Here is a 20,969-nt window from a genome sequence, read left to right as displayed (position 1 = left end):
TTGTATGGGAAAGGGATGGCAATGGTTGTTGTGGGGTCTTCTTCTCTGGCCGATGGTAGCCTGGGGGGAGTATTTTGAGATTACCGACTACGGGGTGAAAGCGATTCTCTCTTCCAATGGGATGCTCACCATGGAAGAAACGATTACCGTGCTGTTTTATGAACCTCGCCATGGGATCTACCGCACCATCCCCACCAGACTGAAGGGGGACACGTTTGATCATCGTTTTCGGATAGACAGGGTGTGGGTGAAGGGTTTTGACTTCGCCAGTTCGTTTGAGGGAAGCCTTCTCAAGATTCGGATAGGGTCTCCTTCTCGTTATGTAGAGGGAACGCAGGTGTATCATCTCTCGTATCGGGTGGAGAATCCGATTCTCGTGTTTTCGAATCAGCAGAATCTGCCGTGGCAGGCGTTTTACTGGAACCTGATAGGGACAGACTGGGAGGTTCCTATCAGACGGGCGTCCTTTGAGGTGGTTCTTGAGAAAGCCTGGCCGAAACCGGAGTTTACGGTGTTTGCTGGAAGTTACGGATCAACGAATGATAGTCGTGTGGAAGCCTGGTATGATGAGGCTACCCGTACCATCAAAGGGCATCTCATTGGTGAACTGGCCCCAGGAGAGGGGATAACCATTATTGCCTCCTTTCCTTTTGGTTTCTGGCCAGTTCGTGATGGAAGGACCTTCTGGCAGAAGTATGGCTATATTCTCTCGTGGATGGTGGCTATTTTGTACACCGTAGGACTTTTTCTTCTCTGGATGCGTTTTGGCAAGGACAAACCTTTTGTCAGGATGGTGCATTTTTATCCTCCTGCTGATCTTCACCCTGCCGAAGCGGGGATGCTGATTGACAATAGTATTGACCAGCGGGATGTGATTGCCACCATCTTCAAGTGGGCTATAGATGGTTATATCACTATTGAGGAAACCCGTGGGACCTTTGGGCTGGGAAAGGATTTTGTCTTCCACAAGAAAAAACCGCTGGAAAATCCCAAGGACTATGAACGTATTCTCTGGGCTGGGTTATTTGTGAAGGGAGGAACAAATACCTCTTTTCGTTCGCTGGCGAAGGTATTTGTGCCTTCTGATTTTGGGCTTGAGGAGCGGGAAAGTGTGAAACTTTCTTCGCTCAAGGACGAGTTTTATACGGCTTTTGAGTTGGCTAAACAGGAGATCTCGGACAGTGTCAAGGATAAATCCCTCTACAAACCCTATTCAAGAGAGCTGGGCTGGTTGTGTCTTTTTTTTGGGATTTTGTGGATTGCAGCCGGTTTTCCTTTTGGATTTGCGACAGAGAGCTGGTATTTTCTGCCGATCGCTCTTCTCTTGAGTGTGGTGTCGTTTTTCTTCGGGGCTATTATGCCGGCCAGGACGGAGATTGGCCAGAAATACTACGAACAGCTGGTGGGTTTTCGAGAGTTTATCAGGCGGGCTGACTGGCCGAGGCTTGAGAGGATACTCAAGGAGGATCCCCTGTATTTTGACAAGACGCTTCCTTATGCGATTATCTTTGGGCTTGAGAAGCAGTGGACGAAGAAGTTTTCTCCTGTACTGACGACAGCTCCGGCGTGGTATGTGGGAACAGGGCATTTTTCTCCTCTCTATCTTTCCAGTGCGATTCACTCTTCTATCCAGAGTATGGGTGTGGTGATGACCTCTTCGCCTTCGAGTAGTAGCTCTGGTGGAGGGGGATTCTCTGGTGGAGGAGGCGGCGGGGGCGGTGGAGGAAGCTGGTAGCCTTGAAAAAATAATGTAGGGAAAATCTCTCTTTCGCTTGACAAAAGAAACGTTTTCCTTTATCCTTTAGTTAAACGTTTAACTAAGAGGGGTTATGAAGAGGGTTACCATCAAGGACATTGCCCGGGAGGCGGGTACTTCTTATGTGACGGTTTCTCATTATCTCAATAAGCGAGGAGAAAAGTTTTCTGTCGAGACGGCCGCTCGTATTGAGGCGGCGATCAAAAAGTTAGGGTACATCCCCAACCGGGCGGCAAGAAAGCTTGCCAGAAGGCGTTCCTATACCATCGGGATTGTTCTTCCGCCGGCTCCGGAAGATATTCTTCCCGCGAGTCTCTTGCGGGATAACCCCTTTTATAACGAATTTGTGGCTGGGGTTCAGGCCAGAGCCTGGGAATATGATACGGATGTGGTTTTGACAGGGTATGAGAATGATGAGGGGGTTTTGGAGTGGATACTTTCCTATCAGTTAGATGGGGTGATTTTTTTCTCTTCGGAAATGGCGAAAAAGATTCGAGAAGAAGCAAAGCGCAAAAGATTAGATCTACAGACAATTTTTATTGGGTTGGATGTTTCAACGGATTCTGTGGATGCCTCGGTAACGATTGATGAAGCTTCTGGTATTATGCAGGCGGTTTCTCATCTTGTGGGACTTGGACATAGACGTATTGCCTTGGCGACAGGAGACTATCATACCTCGCCGGTAAATGCCGCACGGTACGCAGCCTACAAACAGGCCCTCACAGAGGCCAATCTTTTGGAGGATCAGGAGCTTGTGCTTGTTGATGAGGTATCGCTTGAGGGAGGGAAACGTATTGGAGAAAGGCTTCTCCCTTTGATGAAAAATCACAGGGTTTCGGCTGTGGTGTGTGTGGCGGATATTTTAGCGGCAGGTATCTACAAGACACTTCTCAGGGCCGGGAAGCGTATGCCGGATGATCTTTCGATAACGGGTTTTGATGATCTCTTTATTGCCACGCTTCTTGAGCCAGAACTCACCACGGTGAAGCAGGATGTAGCCCGGCGTGCTGCTTTGTGTGTGGATCTTATAGAAGGATTCTATCAGGGGAAAACCCTTCAGTCTCTCCAGATGCCTGTGGAACTGGTGCTTCGTCACTCCACGGCACCGTATAAACACGCTCGCTAAAAAAAAGGAGGAGGATGGTTTATGAGAAGAAAGGGACAAATGGTTAAACGTTTAACTAAACCTTCCATTTTTGCCAATATCAAGGAATGGGGTGGGGTTTTTGTGTTTGTCTGTGTGGGATTCGTGTTTCTTTCCTGTGAGAAAACAGTGAAGCCATTGCCTCAAAGAATGGTTCTGTCAAATGAGTTCTGGCAAACGCTCCCTTCTCAAACTCCTGGGGAATTTGTATCTCTTTCCCCTTTGGAAAACGGATGGCAAATAATTTTCAAACGCAAGATTCTGGTTGTTCGCCCTCTTGTCAAAGAAGGATGGCAGGTGAACTGGACCACACTGCCTTTGACCAATGAGCTGTTTTCTTATGCGGTGGTCTCGCCAGTTTTTGACACCAATAGGGTTAGTATCTCCAATACAAAAGAAGCGATTGTTTTTGTGCGAGGAGAGGAACATTTTGTGGTAAGACGAAAGGATGGGAGTTTTTCCTGGACAAAGAAGGGGAAAAAACTTCTCTCTCAACGCGGCGGATTTCGGTTTGAGAAAGAGCGCTTTGTGATGGAGTTTGATTTTTCCCACTCCCAGGATATTTTTGGTCTGGCAGAAAAAGCGGATACGCTTAGCCTCAAAGGGAAGAGGTTGACGTTCTACAATAAAGACACCTACAAATACCAGCGAGGAACAGATCCTTTGTATCTTTCTATTCCTTTAGCCATTCTCTGGGAGACAAACCTCACGGTGGGTGTTTTTTTAGATAATCCTGCGCAGTCTTTCTGGGATATGGGATCTGGGAGAAGCGAAAGCTTTCGTGTCGGGGCTTTAGAGGGTGAGGCGGTTCTGTATCTCTTTTCTTCTCCCCATGTCTCTGGTGTTATAGAGACATATACCTATCTCACGGGTAGACCTCCTCTTCCACCACGATGGGCATTAGGATACCAGCAGTCTCGTTTCAGTTATTTTCCTCAGCAGAAAGTGATAGAGGTGGCTAACACCTTTCGAGAAAAGAACCTGCCTGCCGATGTGATTTATTTAGACATTGATTTTATGGATGGAAGGAAGAGTTTCACCTATGATACCAACCGGTTTCCGGATCCAGTGGGACTTGTGAAGGATCTTCATACTCTGGATTTCAGGGTGGTGACTATTATTGACCCGGGTATAGCGATTCGCAAGGGGTATCTCCCGTATGAGAGCGGGATAAAAGAGGATGTTTTTGTGAAGCTCTCCAATGGAATGAATGCTCAGGGTACGGTGTGGCCGGGGTTATGTGTGTTCCCGGATTATACTCTACCTAAAACACGATGGTGGTGGGGGAGGCTCTATACCAATTTGCTCTCGATGGGTTTTGATGGTTTCTGGAATGACATGAATGAGCCTTCTGTTTTCAATGGAAAGGATGGGACATTAGATCGAGCAGCTATTCACTATGATTTCGGGAGAATGTCTTCTCATTCTCGTGTTCATAATGCCTATGGGCTTGGGATGGTGCAGGCCACGTATGAGGGTTTGACCAATCTTGTTCCTGAGAGACGTCATTTTGTTTTGGCAAGGGCGGGTTATGCAGGGATTCAGCGGTATGCTTTTGTCTGGACCGGGGATAATACCGCGAGCTGGGATCATCTGAAACTCAACCTTTCTATGGTGCTGGGTCTTGGGCTTTCTGGTGTGCCTTTTGCCGGGGCTGATATTGGCGGATATACGGGAACGCCTTCGGAAGAACTTTTTATCCGCTGGATGCAGATGGGGGTGTTTTTGCCTTTTGTGCGCAATCATACAGAGCAGGGAACCGCACCACAGGAGCCCTGGGCTTTTGGGAAACGAGCAGAAGAAATTTCCCGGTGTTACCTCTTTGCCAGATACAGGCTTCTGCCTTTGTGGTATACTATGGCGTATGAGGCCCATAAAACAGGGCTTCCTCTTGTGAGGCCTCTTTTGTGGGAGGGTGGTCCGGTCACAGATGAGGCTTTTCTGTTGGGAAGGGATCTTGTGGTGATTCCTGTTCTGGAAAGTGGAAAAACCAACCTTTCCTGTGGGTTACCTCTCGGAAACTATGTGGAATGGCAAAGTCATAAGCTTTATTCCAATTCTTTTTCGGAAGCAGTGAGTCTTGAGGATATTCCGGTTCTTGTGAGACGTGGACGGGTTTTGCCTCTGGCAAATATTCCTGAGAAACCATTGAGAGAAGGGGGATCGCTATCGACTCTTCTTCAGTTACCGGAAGGCCAACTTCGTTCTACAAAGGATATTCGAGATATCACCCTCTGGGTCTTTGCTGGAGAGGACGGAGAAGGAGATCTGTACTGGGATGATGGGGAATCTTCTGACTACCTTCATGGAGAGGGTGTGAGGTTTCGTTTTGTGTGGCAGGAGAGAGAAACAAAGGCTTCTCTTTCTTTTCACAAGGAGGGTAGTTTCAAGGGGGTGGTCAAGGTTCCTATAACAAGGCTTGTGGTAGATGGTCTCTCAGAGGTAGATTCTGTCGTATGGAATGGGAAAATATTGCCTTTCGAAAGGAGACAGCGAAGGGTGATTATTTCTTTTTCAGAAGAAGAAATACAGGAAAAAGATTTTTATGTTGAAATTCTCTACAAAGGAGGAAAACGATGAAGAGGTTATGGTTATTGTGGAGTGTGGTTCTCATTGGACTTGCAGGATGTGTGTCCCGTCCTACACCGCAGGCGGGGATTGAGATGGAAAGTGATCTCAAAACATCGATTGATATCTCTCGTGTTTATTTCAATTCCCGGCAGGATTTTTACAAAAGTCCCTTTGGGGCTGTGGTGGAAGGGACACCGGTTCGGTTTCGTATTCAGACCAAAAAGGGTGATGTGAAATCGGTAGAGTTTCTTCTCTATCGCCAGGAGAAAAGTGGCACCGGTGGGAAAAAGATGATCAAAAGCCTCACCAATCTCCCCATGAGGGTGATAATGACAACCAACGGCTTGGATATCTGGGAAATCACCTATACCCCTGAGAAACCCATGGTGTATGGGTATGGATTTCGACTGGTGAAAAATGAGCGTGATGTGATTGTGTATGCCAATAATCGGCGGGTGGTGGAGGTACCCTACAATTCGGTGGTAGGCACAGGGGGGATTGGTCGGATTCAGGGGGATAGGTATCCTGTTCCATACACGCTGACGGTGTATAGCAAGGATTTTGTGATGCCTTCCTGGACATCCAATATGGTGATTTATTATATTTTTCCTGATCGTTTCCGAAATGGCAACAAGAAAAATGATCCGGTGGTAGGTAAGCGTCTTTTCTATAACCGCAAGCCCATTGAGTTTCATACCAACTGGTGGGATCCGTATCCCTATGTTCCCGGTCCTGGTGATAAGAATTCTACCGATGACAATGAGTATTGTAATGACTTCTATGGAGGGGATCTTGAGGGTATTATTGAGAAATTGGATTATCTTGCTTCACTTGGGGTGACGGTGATTTATATCAATCCCATCTTTGAAGCGCCTTCCAATCACAAGTATGATACGGCGGATTATATGAAGATCGATCCTGCCTTTGGGGACCTAGAAACATTTCGTAGACTAGTGGCTGAAGCCAAAAAGCGAGGAATACGGATTATTCTTGATACGTCACTCAACCACTGTGGTTCGGATTCCGTGTATATGGATCGTTATGGGAAATATCCAACGTTGGGAGCCTTTGAAAATGAGACCATCCGGAAGGATTCTCCTTATTATGAGTGGTTTTCCTTCAAACCCAATTTCAAAAAGGCTGATGATGCCTACGATCAGTGGGCGAATCCTACCCTTGCTACCCTTCGTGAAGTGGATAGCTACAAGGAGTTTGCCTATCGGGGAACGAATTCTGTGACTCGCTACTGGCTTCGTCAGGGGGCATCAGGCTGGCGTATGGATGTAACCCCGTGGAAGTCAGATGATTTCTGGAGGGAGTGGAGGAAGGCGGTGAAGGAAACGGATCCCGAGGCTTTTACGATTGCTGAGGTGTGGTTTGATGCTTCGTTCTATTTCTTGGGGGATATGTATGATTCCACAATGAACTATCTTTTCCGTTCGGCTATGATTCAGGTGGGACTTGGGACCAATCTCACTTTGCCGCTTGAAACCCTTGAAATGATGAGAGAGAACTATCCACCACAGGTGTTTTATCGTCTCATGAATCTCATTTCGAGCCATGATCTTCCCCGTATGCTTTATGAACTCGGGTATAAGCGTTATGGACAGGAGGGGTATGAGACCTTCAAGAGGCGTTTTCAGCTTGTGGTGGCGTTTCAGTTTGCGTTTCCTGGGGCTCCCACTATCTACTATGGGGATGAAATCGGGATGACGGGAGGGGGAGATCCCTTCAATCGTGGGCCTTATCCCTGGGCTGACACGGGGGCTCCCTATGGGGATCCAAGCCTTGTCTCGTTTTTCCAGACGCTGGGGAAACTAAGGCATACCCTGCCTGTGCTTTCACAGGGGGATCTCACCTATCGGCATGTGGCCGAGCATACCCTTGTCTTTGAGAGGCGGTTGGGGGAGAGTGTGTTTTACTTTGCGATGAATAATGGCACGGAAAAAGCTACCATCACCTGCCGTGAACTTGAGGGGAATTTTGTTGATCCTCTGACGGGGGAGAATGTTTCTCTCAGGGGAGAGATTGTCCTTGGGCCGAAGGAGTTTCGGTATTTAGTGAAGAGGTGAAAAAGAGAAAGCCCCCCTTGTGGGGGCTTTTTTGTTTGCTTTTTCCTGTTTTTTTCCTTATAATTGTAGAAAAACGAGGTTGATATGAAAGGTATTGTGCTTGCCGGCGGGAGCGGGACGAGACTGTATCCAATTACCCGGGCGGTTTCCAAGCAGCTTCTGCCCCTTTTTGATAAGCCGATGGTGTATTATCCCATTTCGGTTCTTATGCTTGCGGGTATCCGGGAGATTCTCATCATCTCCACACCGCAGGATCTACCCCTTTTTCAGCGTCTTTTGGGGGATGGTTCTCAGTGGGGGGTTCGTTTTGAGTACCGGGAGCAACCGAAACCAGAGGGTCTTGCCCAGGCGTTTCTCATTGGGGAGACGTTTATCGGCAAGGAGAGTGCCTGTCTTGTGCTTGGGGACAATATCTTCTATGGTTACGGGTTTTCAGAAAAGCTTGGTCGAGCGGCACAGTTAACGAAGGGGGCCATGGTCTTTGCCTATCATGTGGAGGATCCCGAGCGGTATGGGGTGGTGGAGTTTGACAAAAATGGTCGGGCTATCTCTCTTGAGGAAAAGCCCCAGCATCCCCGTTCTTCGTACGCGGTCACAGGGCTGTATTTTTATGATAATACGGTGGTGGACAAGGCCAAAACGTTGAAACCCTCAGCTCGTGGGGAACTGGAGATTACGGATTTGAATCGACTCTATCTTGAAGAAGGAACTCTCCAGGTAGAAATCTTGGGTCGTGGTTTTGCCTGGCTTGATACAGGGACCCATGAGAGCCTTCTTGAGGCTTCTACCTTTATTGAGACCATTGAGCACCGGCAGGGACTCAAGGTTGCTTGCCTTGAAGAGATAGCGGTTCTCAAGGGGTTTATCTCTCTTGAGGAGTTTCGTCGTTTGGGAGAGGCTATGAAAAACAATCAATACGGTCAGTATATTCTGAAACGAGCACAGGAGATAGAGCATGGGATTTGAATCTACCCCTCTTGAGGGGGTGTGGATATATACACCCCGGGTTTTTCAGGACGAACGGGGGTATTTTTTTGAGAGTTATAACGAAGAGGTGTTTCGCCAGCAGGGGATTAGCACTTCTTTTGTCCAGGATAATCAATCTTTCTCGAAAAAAGGTGTTCTTCGAGGGCTTCATTTTCAAAAGCCGCCCTATGCTCAGGCAAAGCTAGTTCGCGTTATTTTGGGTACTATATGGGATGTGGCGGTTGATCTGAGACCCTCTTCACCCACCTATAAAAAGTGGTTTGGAATAGAATTGTCGGATACCAATTTTCGCCAGCTCTATATTCCCCGGGGGTTTGCTCATGGGTTTGTGGTGCTCTCAGAGGCGGCTATTGTGGCCTACAAAACGGACAATTTCTATCACCCCGAGGCTGATGGGGGGATCAGGTATGATGATCCAGAGGTGGGGATTACCTGGCCAGTGGCTATTGATGAGAGTCTTCTTTCACCAAAGGACAGAAAACTCCCCTTTTTGCGAGAGATAGGGGATGTATTTGGGGGTGAGAGATGAGGATTCTCATCACAGGAGCTCTGGGTCAACTTGGGCAGGAGATCAGGAGTCTCAGTGAAGACTTTTCCCACGAGTTTGTGTTTACTGATAGGGATGAGCTGGATATCACGAGTGCGAAAGCGGTGGAGGAAATGCTTTCTTCGGGTTTTGAGGGGGTTATTAACTGTGCGGCCTACACCGCTGTGGACAGGGCAGAAACAGAAAAATCTCTTTGTTATACTTTGAATAGTGAGGCGGTGGAGATCCTGGCCAGAGCCTGTCATAAACACAGGGCTTTTCTTGTGCATATTTCGACGGATTTTGTGTTTGATGGGAGACAGTTTCTTCCCTACAGGGAGACGGATGATCCCAATCCTCTCTCTGTCTATGGGGCAAGTAAACTTGAGGGAGAGGAACGGGCATTTGCCGCCCATGATAGGGTGAGTGTGATACGAACAAGCTGGTTGTATTCAAAATATGGGAATAACTTTGTGAAAACCATTGGGCGTCTTCTGGCCGAAAAACCGGAAGTGCGGGTGATCTTCGACCAGGTGGGGACACCTACCTCGGCGAGGACCTTAGCGGAGGTGATAGTGAATCATATAGACTTCTGGGAACAGGCCTCCAATGCCATTTACCACTATTCGAATGAGGGGGTGGCCAGCTGGTACGATTTTGCTGTGGCCATAGGCAGGTTTTTTGGGCTTTCCACTCCTGTTTTGCCCATTCATACGGAGGAATATCCGACGCCGGCCAAACGACCGCACTACAGTGTGCTGGACAAAACCAAGATCAAAGAAACATTGGGTATCAAAATACCTCACTGGATGGAGCCTCTTGAAAAAACCATACATGAACTTTCACAAGGAGCATAGCTATGGAGAAGAGTATTCTTGTTACCGGGGGGTGCGGGTTTATTGCCTCCAATTTTATTCCTTACTTTCTGGAAAAATATCCCCACTATAGGGTTATCAATCTTGACAAGCTCACCTATGCGGGGGATGTGGCCAATCTCTCTGAGGTGGCGAATCATCCACGTTATCACTTTGTGAGAGGGGATATCCGGAGTCGTGATTTAGTAGAGTATCTTTTTGAACTGTATGACATTCGTGGAGTGATTCATTTTGCGGCGGAGTCACACGTGGACAATTCCATTCATAATCCTGGGGTTTTTGTGGAAACGAATGTGCTTGGGACCTATATTCTTCTTGATGTGGCCAGACGCTACTGGCTTGCTGAACCTCACAAGCCCCGAGCTGGTTATGAAGACTGTCGTTTTCACCACATCTCGACGGACGAGGTGTATGGGACATTGGGGGAGACGGGGTATTTCACAGAGACCACGCCCTATGCGCCAAACTCCCCTTATAGTGCTTCCAAGGCGGGAAGCGATCTCATGGTGAGGGCCTATACCCATACGTATGGCCTGAATACGGTGACCACCAATTGTTCGAATAACTATGGGCCCAAGCAGCATGATGAGAAGCTCATTCCCACTATCATTCGTCATGCGCTTACTGAAAAGCCTATTCCTATTTATGGTGATGGCAAGAATGTTCGTGATTGGCTCTATGTGCTTGATCATGCCAAGGGGATAGATTTGGTGTTTCACAAGGGGAAGACGGGAGAAACCTACAATATTGGTGGACATAACGAGAGAACCAATATTGAGATTGCGAAGACGATTTGCCGGATTTTGGATGAAAAACATCCCCGAGCAGGAGGCAAATCGTATGCGGAACTCATCACCTTTGTGAAGGATAGGCCCGGGCATGATAGACGCTATGCCATTGATCCCACCAAAATTGAAACAGAACTTGGCTGGAAGGCGGAAGAAACCTTTGACACAGGGATTGTGAAAACCATAGACTGGTATCTCAGGCGTTATCTTTCAAAGTCTTCGTAGGAGGGAGATCCCATGAGCGAGATAGGAAAATGGGTCTTTTTGACAGGGCTTGTTTTCTGTCTTGTGGGGGGACTTCTTTTCCTTGCTGGCAAAACGAATATCTTTGGCTGGTTTGGAAGGCTTCCAGGGGATATTCACTATCAGGGGAAGGGTGTTGAGGTGTATATTCCCTGGGTTTCGATGCTTCTTGTGAGTGTTTTTTTGTCCCTGCTACTTCAGATAGTGGCGCTTTTGAGAAGGTAGAAAGGGTTTTAGGGAGAAGTGTTTTTTAATATGATTGTGAACTGTCGATAGGTATATAACAAGGTTCTATCGAACTTTTTTCAAAAAGAATAAGGTATTCCATGTTATCACCACTATTCAAACTGTATTGCCATACTCTGATGGCAGGGTAATTATGGTAAGGTATAAACACTATACCGTTGAACATAGCGTTTCGATGAGGAAAAAGTTCAATATGATGAACATTATTGAATGTTACGATGACACTTGTAATCTTGGTAGTTGGTATGTCGGATCGAGAGTACATTTTTTCCACATAACTTATTAACTCCTTTTTTCTGTCTCCGTTAAGGTCGATGGTAAATTGAAAAAGGATTTTTTTGTATTGATGGTTTTTGAGAGGAAGGGGAGGAGAAATTATCTCGTAGCTAAGAGAATGACTGGCATGACGATTAGTAAAATCAATGAAGGCACTTTGTCTAATAAGAAGAAGATTTGTTGGAGAAGGAAAATTTCTTTTTATTGTTTCACGAATTACAGGGAAAAAGTACATACCATTGTTGATAAGGACCACCTCATAATTTGAGATAATTATATATTCGGTAGGAGTATTTACTATATAAAAATAACGAGGTTCTTGGTTGTTAAAAAGATATTTCTCATAAAAAGATGCAGGAAGGGGTATTTCTTCTATATATTCTTCACTATAATCAAGATCAGGCAAAAATGAAGAGGGGTCTGAGTAGAACTCATCGGGAAGAGAACCCAAAAAATTAAAGGTATATTGGTAGAGAGTTTTTTTATTATTGGTGATGATTGTCTTTTCTAGAAGAATACTCATATCTTTTTTGCAATACTCTTCTAAAGAAAAAGAGAATTCATTGGTTTCTTCTAAGAAACCATCAAAAACCCATCCTCTTGTCTTGTTATACTCTACTTCTGCCCAGTATCCTGTTTTTTCCTCTATGATTTCATGGGGTTCTGAGTATTGAAAAACCTTAACAACCTCCAAGTAGGATATTTTTGTGATGATAGGGGAGTGTGTACCGGGTTTTTTTCTTAAAAAAAGTCCATTAGTTGCCGCAATTCTTTTGAAGTGAAATTGTTGAGATGCCCATACAAGAGAAGTTTCTCCAAAATAAAGAAAGACAAATATTCCCAAAATAAAAAATTTTTTTCTTTTCATGGGAACATCTTTTTTCATACTTTATTTTATATCATAAGGAAAATCAGAAAAAAAGTCAATTTGAATAAATAATGAGAGGTTTTCTAACGGTAAAAGAAAGTAATGGTCTTGAGAATACTAGATGTATGGTTTATTTCTATATTTCAGCATGTGATGGTTCTTTAGTGGCAAATCCTCATTTTTGAAAGCAAAAACTAAAAAACGAATCCCTCTCTGAAGGGAAAAAATGAATTTTCCTTTTTTCGCAAAGGTAGAGAAATTCTCAAGTTTTTCTTCTCCTGACGTCGAAAATATAAATGTTTGGTAAGGAGGATCCCATGGGTTCTTATAAAAAATACCTTTTCTGGATAGGCCTTTTTCTTGCAGGGTGTGCGGTGGCTCCCACATCTCTTCCGTGGCTTGATGTGGAATGGAAACGGATCTATGAGGTAGCCAAGAATGGAGCTACCACCTATTATTATAGCGGGGATTTCTATACCATAACCATAACCAAAAGTCTCTTTATCCTCCAGTATTATACCAACAACAAACTCCTTCTGAAACAGACCTATCCGGTCGTGAGTGTCGATGAAGCGAAAAATAGTGTTTCTTATGACTGCAGTACCACCACGGACACTAAAATTGGGGTGGTGATGTGCAAAGTGATGACCAATCAAATGGAGATCACCAACTATATTATCTATATCACTAACAAGAGTTCGTCGGCTGCCAGTACGGAAGATCAGATGACAGAACTCTCAGCGATAGGGTTTGAACCCAAATAGACTAAGCAAAATAGTCAAGAAGAAGGCGCCAGCTGAAACCGTCTTCTGGGGTTTGTGCAAACACCTCTTCTATTCGTCTTCGGGCATCGATGAGTTGTTTTGAGATGATCCCATGGGAAAGGGAAAGAGAGGCCTCTACATAGGCGGCATAGCGGTCGCAATTTTTGATCATGGGACCAAGAATTTTTCCTTTGCTTATGGGGTGAATGGTCTGGGAGAATTCTGTTTCAATGTACCAGAAAAAGTCCTCTCCAATTTTCTTGTCTTTCTCACTTCCTTCAAAGAGAGACTTGAGCTTTTTCTCCATCTCTTCTTTTTCAATTTCCTTGATAATTTCTTCAAGTTCAGAGACGCTTTGTTTCACGGGAGAGATGATGTCCCTGGTGAGAACCTCAGGAATATCATGGAACAGCCCAAGCCAGAAATGGTGGACAGCCTGTTCCTGAATATTGAGTTTCAATTCGAGAGAAATAAGGTAAGCAAGAATGGCTACTACAAGAGAATGCCCCATCACAGAGGTTTCAGGGATACGGACGGTCTGTGTCCATCGGCGCTGGAAACGAAGCTGACCAATGAGGTTAAAGAGGTTTTTATACCCAAGGTGGGTGATGGTGTAAGAAACCGATGGCAGGCCTTGATAGTCGGCAAGTTTTTTTTCTATTTCTTGCTTGGTTTCATGAAACCCATAGAGTTTCTGATTGGGCGATTCGATGAGGTCGAATTCCCATTGGGTGGCCAAGTAATGAGCCACAGAAAGGATTTTGTGTTCGAGACAGAGATCATCGGTTGCTTTGAGGTCTTCTTCAAGATGTTCACAGAACCGGTGAAAAAAGTCTTTGTCCTCAAGCAGAGAAAGGTCTTTCGCACACTGCTTGATGACATAGGCATTGAGCTCTTTCCCCTTTTCTGTCATGAGTCGGTGAAAAATAGGGGGTTTGATGTCGGTGAGCTCCACCCTGTGAAAATACTGGGCGATGCCGCCTTCAATGAGTTTCTGGTAGTCTATGGCTTTGTCATAGACTACTTCTTCGATTTTGGCCAAAAAGAAGGCGATCACCATTTTGTGAGCCTGCTTGTCTAACTCAGAAAATCCCTGCTCCGGGTGGATATGGTCATTCCACCGACGAATGTAGGCTCCCTGATGGATGCGTTCGACAAGCCCTCGGCTTATCATACAACCACCTTAAAGGGACTGGGCGATGGTGATAGCAGAAACCACGACGATGTCCTCTGGAGTGGCTCCACGGGAGAGGTCGTTGACAGGTCTTGAAAGCCCCTGAAGAAGTGGCCCGTACGCTTCAGCCTTCGCTAAACGCTGGGTGATTTTGTATCCGATATTTCCAGCATTGAGGTCCGGGAAGATCATCACGTTTGCTTCACCGGCAACAGGGGAATTGGGGGCTTTGAATTTGCCCACAGAGGGTTCTACAGCGGCATCAAACTGAAGCTCTCCGTCGAACACAAAATCTACGTTTCGAGAGCGCATCATTTCCACCGCCTGGCGAACCTTTTCCACAGAGGGGGAGGTGGCACTTCCAAGAGTGGAGAAGGAGAGGAAAGCTACCTTGGGTTCTACGCCTAAAAGCTGGCGGCAGGTCTTGGCGGAGGCGATAGCAATATCACAGAGTTGTTCGGCTGTGGGTTCTGGAACTACTCCACAATCGGCATAGATAAACTGACCATTGGCTCCGTAGGAACAGTTGGGCACTTCCATAACAAAGCTCCCAGAGATGGTTTTGATACCTTCTGCTGGTCGAACAACAATGAGAGAGGCTCTCACGGTTTTTGCCGTAGGAGTGAGGCTTCCGGAGACCATGGCGTCAACAACCCCATCAGCGAGCATCATGGCTCCGTGATAGACGTCATCCTTCATGAGTTCTTCGGCTTCAGCCTCTGTCATCCCTTTGGCTTTGCGACTTTCATAAAGACGATGGGTATAATCAGCGAGTTTTGGGGATTTGGTTTGATCATAGAGAATAACGCCGTCCAGAGAAACACCTTCAGCGGCAGCCATGGCTCTGAGTTCATCGGGATTTCCCAGGACATAGAGTTCGGTGGTGAATTTTTCCTTGATAATCATTTCAGCGGCTTTGAGGACGCGAATGTCTCTTCCCTCAGGGAGAACAAGACGACGGGGATTGGCTTTGGCAATAGAGAGGATTTTCTCTTTGAATGACATATATCAACTCCTTGAAAACGGTATTTTCAGGTGTTGCGTTTGCGACAGAGTTCCCGCCATACCACAGGAGGAACCTTGTCTGAGATGTCCCCGCCCAAAAGGGCAATCTCTTTGATAATCGATGAACTCACGAAGAGGTTGTCTTCGCTTGCCATGAGGAAGACGGTTTCTGCCTCAGGGCAGAGATGAGCGTTCATTGAAGCGACCTGTATTTCAAACTCAAAATCAGAGACAGCCCGTAGCCCCCGGATGATGGCCTGGGCTTTTTTTTCTCTCACAAAATCCACAAGGAGTCCAGAAAAGGTTTCGACGCTGAAACGGTTGTCTCCCGAAAAGATCTCCTTTATCATGGCTACACGTTCTTCAACGGAGAAGAGAGGTTTTTTGGCCCGGTTGTGAAGAACGGCAATAATCACATGATCAAAGAGATGAATAGAACGCTTGGCAATATCGAGATGACCATTGGTAAAAGGATCAAAAGAACCGGGATAGATAGCAAGACGCATGGAAAACTCTCCTATTTTTATTATAGAGGTTTTGGTTGCTTTTTGCAACAATTTTGTGAGAACTTCTTGGAATCGAGGGGAAAGGGTGTCGTTCCACACTCATACAGAATGGTTATCTTCACATAAAAACTGAATACTCGTTCGACCATCTTTTCTCTTTCTATTTTGGGCTATTTTTGTCACCCATTTTTCTTCTTTCACAAAGTAATCCCGTACGGACAAAGGGGGCGTTGTCCTCGTCGCATGCTACGCATGCGCCTCGGACGGAAGACAGGCCGCTTTTGCGGGCCATGGGAGAACATCTCCCTTGAGAAGGGCAAGTCCTTCCTCCGTGAGCGACATTGCCTCGTCCTTGAGACTTCAGCAACCACAACTCGTCCTCCTGACTTCGGAAGAAGCGCTCCCGCGCAGGGCAAAAGGGGCTCCGCCCCTTTTGAAACCCCGGCCCCGCCCCTGCGGCGGTTTCTGTAGCCAACGACCTTCATCCCCCCTGGCGGGCTGGAAGAAAAGCCTTTAGCCCCGTTCTCTTCCGTAGCCGCCCGGGGACAGCCCTCCCTGTCTGACCCCGGGCTTCCTCGCCACCTCCTGTGGCTCGGACAGTGGTGAAAAGACGATGGCTTCCATTACCAGCCCGCAGGGCATGTGTTCCCCTGGTGGCTTCTGTCAGAAGGCACCGCAGGCAGGGGCGGGGTGTGGGGGACGAGTCAGCAAGAAGGGGGCTTTCTGAGGCCGCAGGGCGCCCGGCTATTACCCTGTCTCAGCCAAAGGCAATGGTTAAACGTTTAATCTCTCTCTATCCACCCCCTCATGGCTATCGCTATCACCCTGTTTCAGCTAACCACCCCGCTGGTTAAACGTTTAACCCTTCTCTATACAAACTCCACACGTCTTTTGCTCTTACCATGTCTCAGCAAACCCACCTTCTGGTTAAACGTTTAACCTCTCTCCATACAAACCCAAACAATGACGACCACCTTCTTTCAGGGAGAAAAGCCTACCCCGGCTATCACCATGTTTCAGCAAACGAGCCCCCTTTGCTGAAATAAGGTCATAGCAAAATCTCCCGGCACCCTTCTCCCAGAGAAAAGGGCTGGTCCTATTCCTGTGTCTCAGCAACACCCTCTCCTCTCCCCTTCTCTCAAACAGAAGACATGAGACCCTTACACGGGTGTTTTCTTCCCCTATCTGGGTCAGGGGCTACGCCCCTGAAACCCCGTTTTTTCCATTTACAAGGGCCAATTTGTCTTTTTTATTCCCAAAAATAGGTTTATTTATTACGGCAAGAAATATTTTTATGCTACTTTTTGTTTCTTTATTACTTTTTTGAGACCTTTGCACATTCGTGCAAAGGTCTCGGAATATATAATCCCTCTGAAAGAGATAGTCGTACCCTTTTATTCTACAATCTTTTTATTTCTCAGCCAGACTATGTATTACAAAAAATGAAGAGTAAACACGTTCTTATTCTTGGTTGTGGAGGGATTGGAAATTTTATTGCCTATTTCCTGGCTTCAAGTGGTATTGGAAAACTTACTTTAGTTGATATGGATACTATTGAACTTTCCAATTTGAATCGACAGTGTTTTTTTACCGAAGAAGATGTGGGAAAGAAAAAATCAGAAATTTTAAAAAGAGAACTTTTGAAGAGAAATTCTTCTCTGGAAATTGATATTATTCCTTTTCATATTACCTCGGAGGCGGATCTTGAGTTATTGCCCAGAGTTGATCTCATTGTTCAGTCTGCGGATACTCCCCGGGATTTGACTTTTTGGGTAAATAATTATTCCATAAGAAGAAGAATACCTTTTATTAGTATTGGTTATGTAGTAGATATTGCGGTTTGGGGGCCATTTGTTGTGCCTGGTAAAACAGGTTGTTGGTGTTGTTCTCAATTGGTTGTGGATTGCTCTTCTCAAAGTGAAGAAGCGAAAATGTGGCTACAAAAAATTGGTAACGTTTTTTTCAGGAGACCTGCAGTGGGAAGATGAGGAAAAGCAAAAAAAGTTCCTCCCTGGCCGATAATAGGACACAAGGAGGAACCCATGCGTAAAGAATTCACCTTCACTTTGACTATCGACTACCCTGACACAAAACTTGAGACGTTAGTGGTGGTTTTTCTCCAGGCCATCAAAGGAGTGTTTGAGTCATTTGTTCATCAGATTTCTGTAGAAGTGGCAGAAAAAGAAATAAAAGAAGGTCGTATCACCTGTACATGCGGAGAAAAACATCACTTCATATGGAAAACAAAGCATGGAAAAAACACTGTTTTTGTTCTGATGCCCTTTGGAAAGATCACTCTTCCTCAGCTCCAAATTCAATGCAAAAAGTGTGGAAGAAAACTTTTTCTCACAAGATCTCTTCTTGGTGTAGAAAAGCGAAAAAGGCAAATCCTGAAAGATATCTACAGAGTGGCTTTAGCCGGGGCTCTTACCACCTATCGAGTGGCCGCTCGTATTCTTTCCTTCACAGGGTATAAAATAGGTCTTAGCACCCTCTGGAAAAACCTTCAAAATATTGGGAGAAAGATACATTTCAGTATCTCAGAAAAAGAAAAACCCTGTGGAGAAGCCGATGGGACGGGTATTCCTGTTCAGGGCAAGAAAAAAGGAGAAGAAGCTAAAATTCTTTTGCAGGAGAGGCAACAAGCCTCCCCATTGACAGGAAAAAATACAAGAATAGCAGGCCTTCTTGTGGATAATTACCATGCAGGTTGGGACAAACTTCTTAAGCCCATTCAAGAAAAACACTCTTTTTCTCGGTTTTTTCTTGTTGTCGATGGAGATACAGGGATTAACCAGGGCAAACATCCCGGTATCGTTTTTCAACGATGTTTGTGGCATGTAAGTTATCAATTGAAGTATTTTCTTCGTCTTGATAGAGTGAGATATCGTTCTTCTGAGTGGACAAATATTGTCGCTGAAACAGGGAAAGCCTGTTTCTTGGGGTACAAAAATGACTGGCAAACAAGACTTGGTTATCAAAGCGAGCGCAGACAGCATATTCAGAATCTTCTTGACTTATTTCACGAAAAAGGGCGCAAACATTGTTTTTATTATCTTCTTCGTGCTCAAAAAGACATGTTCGCCTGTGACAGTGAAGATGGTTTGCCAAGAACAACCTCAAGGGCAGAACGGCTGATGCGAACCATAAACCAGAGAATGGATGTGGGGGTATGGAAAAGAGAAGGGGCAACCAATGTTCTTGCTGTGCGTTTGCATTACTACTATAATCGTGATGAGGCTATCGATGGTGTCTACTGGCAGGATGTGATATAAAACATAGGGATGGTACGTACTTATTGCCCTGTTTTATGGCCTAAAAAGGGTACTTTCCCCAGAAAAAACTTGTTTATCTAAAATGTTCCCTGTATACTACAGTTGACAAAAATCTTTTGAGCCAGGGGTAACTTCTTTATCCTTTTCTCTCTCTTTCAGGTCTCCTGTTGGAAACGTAATCAAAAAATTAACCACGGGTTTCGTCCTCCTTCTATAGGTCCAATTAATGCTCTAGCTGCGGCTGGGGCGGCTCTGGATGTTCTCAGGTTTTTTATAGGAGAGGAACCAATTTCTTTTAATAAGAGAGTTGGATTGTGGACTCATGGAATGTTTTTTGAATTTCAATCATGTGTCCGAAATAAGGAGTGTCCTGTATGTTCCTCAGTATAAAAAAGTTTTCATCTAACAGGGTTCGTGCTCTTGTCTTGATAGGTGGTACTTTTAGTGGTGCTCGAATGCTTATTGGAGCTACGTCTGCTCTTTTTCTTCTTTCTAAGGGATTATCTATTGCAGATATAGCTAATTTGAAGGCCATTCAGGCTTTTGTGATACTTGTTTCTGATGTACCAATTGGGTACTTTGCTGATAAGTATGATAAGAGAATTTCGGTGGGATGTTCTTTTGTCTTTGCTAGTATGTGGCTTATTTTGACAGGGTTATTCTCTAATTTTTGTGGTATCGCAATAGCCGAGGTTTGTAATGCTCTTTCTCTTACTTTTATCAATGGTGCTTTTGATGCTTATCTTATAGAAGTGTACAAACAAGAAGAAAAGGAGTATGATCTTAAAAAGATCTTCTCAGAATATTATAGTTTTGAGTTTTTTGTGATGAGTTTAGCTGTGCTTGTGAGTGGTTTTTTCCCCTCGATTTCTTCTCCTTTTCTGTGGTTTCTTGGAGGGGGAATCATGATAGGGCTTTTGTTTCTTTTTCTTGCTTTGTTTTTCTCTGATAAGGGTGTTCAGAAGAAAAAAAAACATGTTTTTTCGTTAGCTCATATGAGAAGTGATTTGAGATATTTTGTTTCTCTGTTGAGTACCCAGCAATGGTTTGTATTTTTGTTTATATCGTATCTTTTAATAAATGTGGTGTATCAGATTTTTATTCAGTATTGGCAAGTTTTTATTCAATTCTCTGCTCCTTATCCACTTGTTGCCACAGCGTTTAGTGTGGTGTTTTTTTGTATTTTGCTTATTCAATCTTTGGCAGCGAAAATGGCTTTTCGTATACCTCTTTTTTTGAATATAGTTTTTCTTTTAGGATGGTTCTTTTTCCTTCTCCTGGCACTTTCCCAAAACATTGTCATATTTTCTATAGGTGGTTCTATTGGTTTTTTTGCTTCGATGCGAATGATTCAATTGTGGGTAGATAGGCATATCAATGAAATTGTTAAGGATGAATTGCGAGCGACGGTTCTTTCTCTTCTTTCCTTTGTGTTGCGTCTTGTATTGATAGGTGTGCTTCCTTTTGTCGGAAAACTTTCTCTAAAGGGGATTGGTTATGTGATAGTTTTGATGACAATTATGGTGAGTGGATTTGGTGTCTTCTGGCTAATCGGACGTTTTTTTCAACACCAGCTATTTTCTCATGATACTGAAAAAGCGGGGGATGTTTTTTATGTGGAAGAGGAGTAAAAAGTTTTTCCAGGAGAGATTTTGATTCTTTGTTTGTGTGGGCATTGAAGTTTCGTAAAAGACGAGTGTTTTCGTATTTAACAGGGAGAACTGTTTTTTGAGGGGGATACACAAAGATCGGGCTATGTTTTTGTTTCAGCAAAACATTCTCTGAAGCTGAAACAAGGTAATAGCCTGCGACCCTTGCGCGGGTGTATTCTAGTCCTATCTTGGTCAGGGGCTACGTCCCCCTTCTTCGTTTTTTCTGTTTTCAAGGGCTTAT

18 protein-coding genes are annotated in these 20,969 nt (G+C 45.1%); 14 read left to right on the top strand and 4 right to left on the bottom strand.

What is annotated here, in order from left to right:
* Positions 1-4 precede the first annotated feature (4 nt).
* From BREVNS_RS02995 to BREVNS_RS02955, 9 genes are all read left to right on the top strand, one after another.
* Entirely contained in the window at positions 5-1,735 is a 1,731-nt protein-coding gene (locus BREVNS_RS02995) for a DUF2207 domain-containing protein (protein WP_483427579.1), read from the top strand.
* 94 nt (positions 1,736-1,829) lie between these two features.
* The gene (locus tag BREVNS_RS02990) at positions 1,830-2,882 is read left to right on the top strand and encodes a LacI family DNA-binding transcriptional regulator (protein WP_483427578.1); all 1,053 of its coding nucleotides are present in this window, start codon (positions 1,830-1,832) and stop codon (positions 2,880-2,882) included.
* Positions 2,883-2,903: 21 nt separating this feature from the next.
* A complete protein-coding gene (locus BREVNS_RS02985; RefSeq protein ID WP_483427577.1) occupies positions 2,904-5,480 on the top strand; it encodes a TIM-barrel domain-containing protein in 2,577 nt (858 codons plus the stop codon).
* The gene (locus BREVNS_RS02980) at positions 5,477-7,543 is read left to right on the top strand and encodes a glycoside hydrolase family 13 protein (protein WP_483427576.1); all 2,067 of its coding nucleotides are present in this window, start codon (positions 5,477-5,479) and stop codon (positions 7,541-7,543) included. Before BREVNS_RS02985 ends, BREVNS_RS02980 begins: the two co-directional genes overlap by 4 nt.
* An 84-nt stretch (positions 7,544-7,627) precedes the next feature.
* Positions 7,628-8,509 carry a glucose-1-phosphate thymidylyltransferase RfbA gene (gene rfbA / locus BREVNS_RS02975; RefSeq protein ID WP_483427575.1) on the top strand — a complete coding sequence of 294 codons (882 nt, stop codon included), beginning with the start codon at positions 7,628-7,630 and terminating at the stop codon, positions 8,507-8,509.
* On the top strand, positions 8,499-9,059 hold the full coding sequence (rfbC, locus tag BREVNS_RS02970) for a dTDP-4-dehydrorhamnose 3,5-epimerase (protein ID WP_483427574.1): 561 nt from the start codon (positions 8,499-8,501) through the stop codon (positions 9,057-9,059). The genes rfbA and rfbC overlap by 11 nt, the downstream gene beginning before the upstream one ends.
* A complete protein-coding gene (gene rfbD / locus BREVNS_RS02965) occupies positions 9,056-9,913 on the top strand; it encodes a dTDP-4-dehydrorhamnose reductase (protein WP_483427573.1) in 858 nt (285 codons plus the stop codon). The genes rfbC and rfbD overlap by 4 nt, the downstream gene beginning before the upstream one ends.
* 2 nt (positions 9,914-9,915) lie before the next feature.
* Positions 9,916-10,944: a dTDP-glucose 4,6-dehydratase gene (rfbB, locus tag BREVNS_RS02960; protein ID WP_483427572.1), complete on the top strand. Its 1,029-nt coding sequence runs from the start codon at positions 9,916-9,918 to the stop codon at positions 10,942-10,944.
* A gap of 12 nt (positions 10,945-10,956) precedes the next feature.
* A complete protein-coding gene (locus BREVNS_RS02955; protein ID WP_483427571.1) occupies positions 10,957-11,187 on the top strand; it encodes a DUF2905 domain-containing protein in 231 nt (76 codons plus the stop codon).
* A 25-nt stretch (positions 11,188-11,212) separates the two neighbouring features.
* On the opposite strand, the gene BREVNS_RS02950 is transcribed toward BREVNS_RS02955, so the two are convergent.
* A complete protein-coding gene (locus tag BREVNS_RS02950; protein WP_483427570.1) occupies positions 11,213-12,352 on the bottom strand; it encodes an SH3 domain-containing protein in 1,140 nt (379 codons plus the stop codon).
* Between the two features lie 317 nt (positions 12,353-12,669).
* On the opposite strand from BREVNS_RS02950, the gene BREVNS_RS02945 reads away from it, so the two are divergent.
* On the top strand, positions 12,670-13,116 hold the full coding sequence (locus BREVNS_RS02945) for a hypothetical protein (protein WP_483427569.1): 447 nt from the start codon (positions 12,670-12,672) through the stop codon (positions 13,114-13,116).
* A gap of 1 nt (position 13,117) precedes the next feature.
* Here the strand turns inward: BREVNS_RS02945 and BREVNS_RS02940 are convergent, their stop codons facing one another.
* Genes BREVNS_RS02940 through coaD form a run of 3 tightly spaced genes read right to left on the bottom strand, consistent with a single transcriptional unit; the run spans position 13,118 to position 15,801 of the window.
* On the bottom strand, positions 13,118-14,290 hold the full coding sequence (locus tag BREVNS_RS02940; protein WP_483427568.1) for a YfbR-like 5'-deoxynucleotidase: 1,173 nt from the start codon (positions 14,288-14,290) through the stop codon (positions 13,118-13,120).
* 9 nt (positions 14,291-14,299) lie between these two features.
* Complete coding sequence (gene pta / locus BREVNS_RS02935) at positions 14,300-15,295, bottom strand: phosphate acetyltransferase (protein WP_483427567.1); 996 nt, start codon at positions 15,293-15,295, stop codon at positions 14,300-14,302.
* A gap of 26 nt (positions 15,296-15,321) precedes the next feature.
* Positions 15,322-15,801, bottom strand: a complete 480-nt coding sequence (gene coaD / locus BREVNS_RS02930) for a pantetheine-phosphate adenylyltransferase (protein ID WP_483427566.1) — start codon at positions 15,799-15,801, stop codon at positions 15,322-15,324.
* A 692-nt stretch (positions 15,802-16,493) separates the two neighbouring features.
* Here coaD and BREVNS_RS02925 point away from each other — a divergent pair.
* From BREVNS_RS02925 to BREVNS_RS02910, 4 genes are all read left to right on the top strand, one after another.
* The gene (locus BREVNS_RS02925; RefSeq protein WP_483427565.1) at positions 16,494-16,655 is read left to right on the top strand and encodes a hypothetical protein; all 162 of its coding nucleotides are present in this window, start codon (positions 16,494-16,496) and stop codon (positions 16,653-16,655) included.
* Between the two features lie 588 nt (positions 16,656-17,243).
* Positions 17,244-17,789, top strand: coding sequence for a HesA/MoeB/ThiF family protein (locus BREVNS_RS02920; protein ID WP_483427564.1), 546 nt, complete (start codon positions 17,244-17,246; stop codon positions 17,787-17,789).
* A 54-nt stretch (positions 17,790-17,843) separates the two neighbouring features.
* A complete protein-coding gene (locus tag BREVNS_RS02915) occupies positions 17,844-19,076 on the top strand; it encodes a hypothetical protein (RefSeq protein WP_483426599.1) in 1,233 nt (410 codons plus the stop codon).
* A gap of 374 nt (positions 19,077-19,450) precedes the next feature.
* A complete protein-coding gene (locus tag BREVNS_RS02910; protein WP_483427563.1) occupies positions 19,451-20,707 on the top strand; it encodes an MFS transporter in 1,257 nt (418 codons plus the stop codon).
* Positions 20,708-20,969 lie beyond the last annotated feature (262 nt).

Origin of the sequence: Longinema margulisiae (assembly GCF_025266855.1) — a bacterium.
GTDB lineage: Bacteria > Spirochaetota > Brevinematia > Brevinematales > Thermospiraceae > Thermospira.
This window is presented reverse-complemented; position numbering and strand designations above follow the sequence as displayed.

Coding starts and splice junctions, on each gene's coding strand:
- BREVNS_RS02995 (WP_483427579.1), top strand. CDS start 5: ATGGGAAAGGGATGGCAATGGTTGTTGTGGGGTCTTCTTCTCTGGCCG.
- BREVNS_RS02990 (WP_483427578.1), top strand. CDS start 1,830: ATGAAGAGGGTTACCATCAAGGACATTGCCCGGGAGGCGGGTACTTCT.
- BREVNS_RS02985 (WP_483427577.1), top strand. CDS start 2,904: ATGAGAAGAAAGGGACAAATGGTTAAACGTTTAACTAAACCTTCCATT.
- BREVNS_RS02980 (WP_483427576.1), top strand. CDS start 5,477: ATGAAGAGGTTATGGTTATTGTGGAGTGTGGTTCTCATTGGACTTGCA.
- rfbA (WP_483427575.1), top strand. CDS start 7,628: ATGAAAGGTATTGTGCTTGCCGGCGGGAGCGGGACGAGACTGTATCCA.
- rfbC (WP_483427574.1), top strand. CDS start 8,499: ATGGGATTTGAATCTACCCCTCTTGAGGGGGTGTGGATATATACACCC.
- rfbD (WP_483427573.1), top strand. CDS start 9,056: ATGAGGATTCTCATCACAGGAGCTCTGGGTCAACTTGGGCAGGAGATC.
- rfbB (WP_483427572.1), top strand. CDS start 9,916: ATGGAGAAGAGTATTCTTGTTACCGGGGGGTGCGGGTTTATTGCCTCC.
- BREVNS_RS02955 (WP_483427571.1), top strand. CDS start 10,957: ATGAGCGAGATAGGAAAATGGGTCTTTTTGACAGGGCTTGTTTTCTGT.
- BREVNS_RS02950 (WP_483427570.1), bottom strand. CDS start 12,352: ATGAAAAGAAAAAAATTTTTTATTTTGGGAATATTTGTCTTTCTTTAT.
- BREVNS_RS02945 (WP_483427569.1), top strand. CDS start 12,670: ATGGGTTCTTATAAAAAATACCTTTTCTGGATAGGCCTTTTTCTTGCA.
- BREVNS_RS02940 (WP_483427568.1), bottom strand. CDS start 14,290: ATGATAAGCCGAGGGCTTGTCGAACGCATCCATCAGGGAGCCTACATT.
- pta (WP_483427567.1), bottom strand. CDS start 15,295: ATGTCATTCAAAGAGAAAATCCTCTCTATTGCCAAAGCCAATCCCCGT.
- coaD (WP_483427566.1), bottom strand. CDS start 15,801: ATGCGTCTTGCTATCTATCCCGGTTCTTTTGATCCTTTTACCAATGGT.
- BREVNS_RS02920 (WP_483427564.1), top strand. CDS start 17,244: ATGAAGAGTAAACACGTTCTTATTCTTGGTTGTGGAGGGATTGGAAAT.
- BREVNS_RS02915 (WP_483426599.1), top strand. CDS start 17,844: ATGCGTAAAGAATTCACCTTCACTTTGACTATCGACTACCCTGACACA.
- BREVNS_RS02910 (WP_483427563.1), top strand. CDS start 19,451: ATGTTCCTCAGTATAAAAAAGTTTTCATCTAACAGGGTTCGTGCTCTT.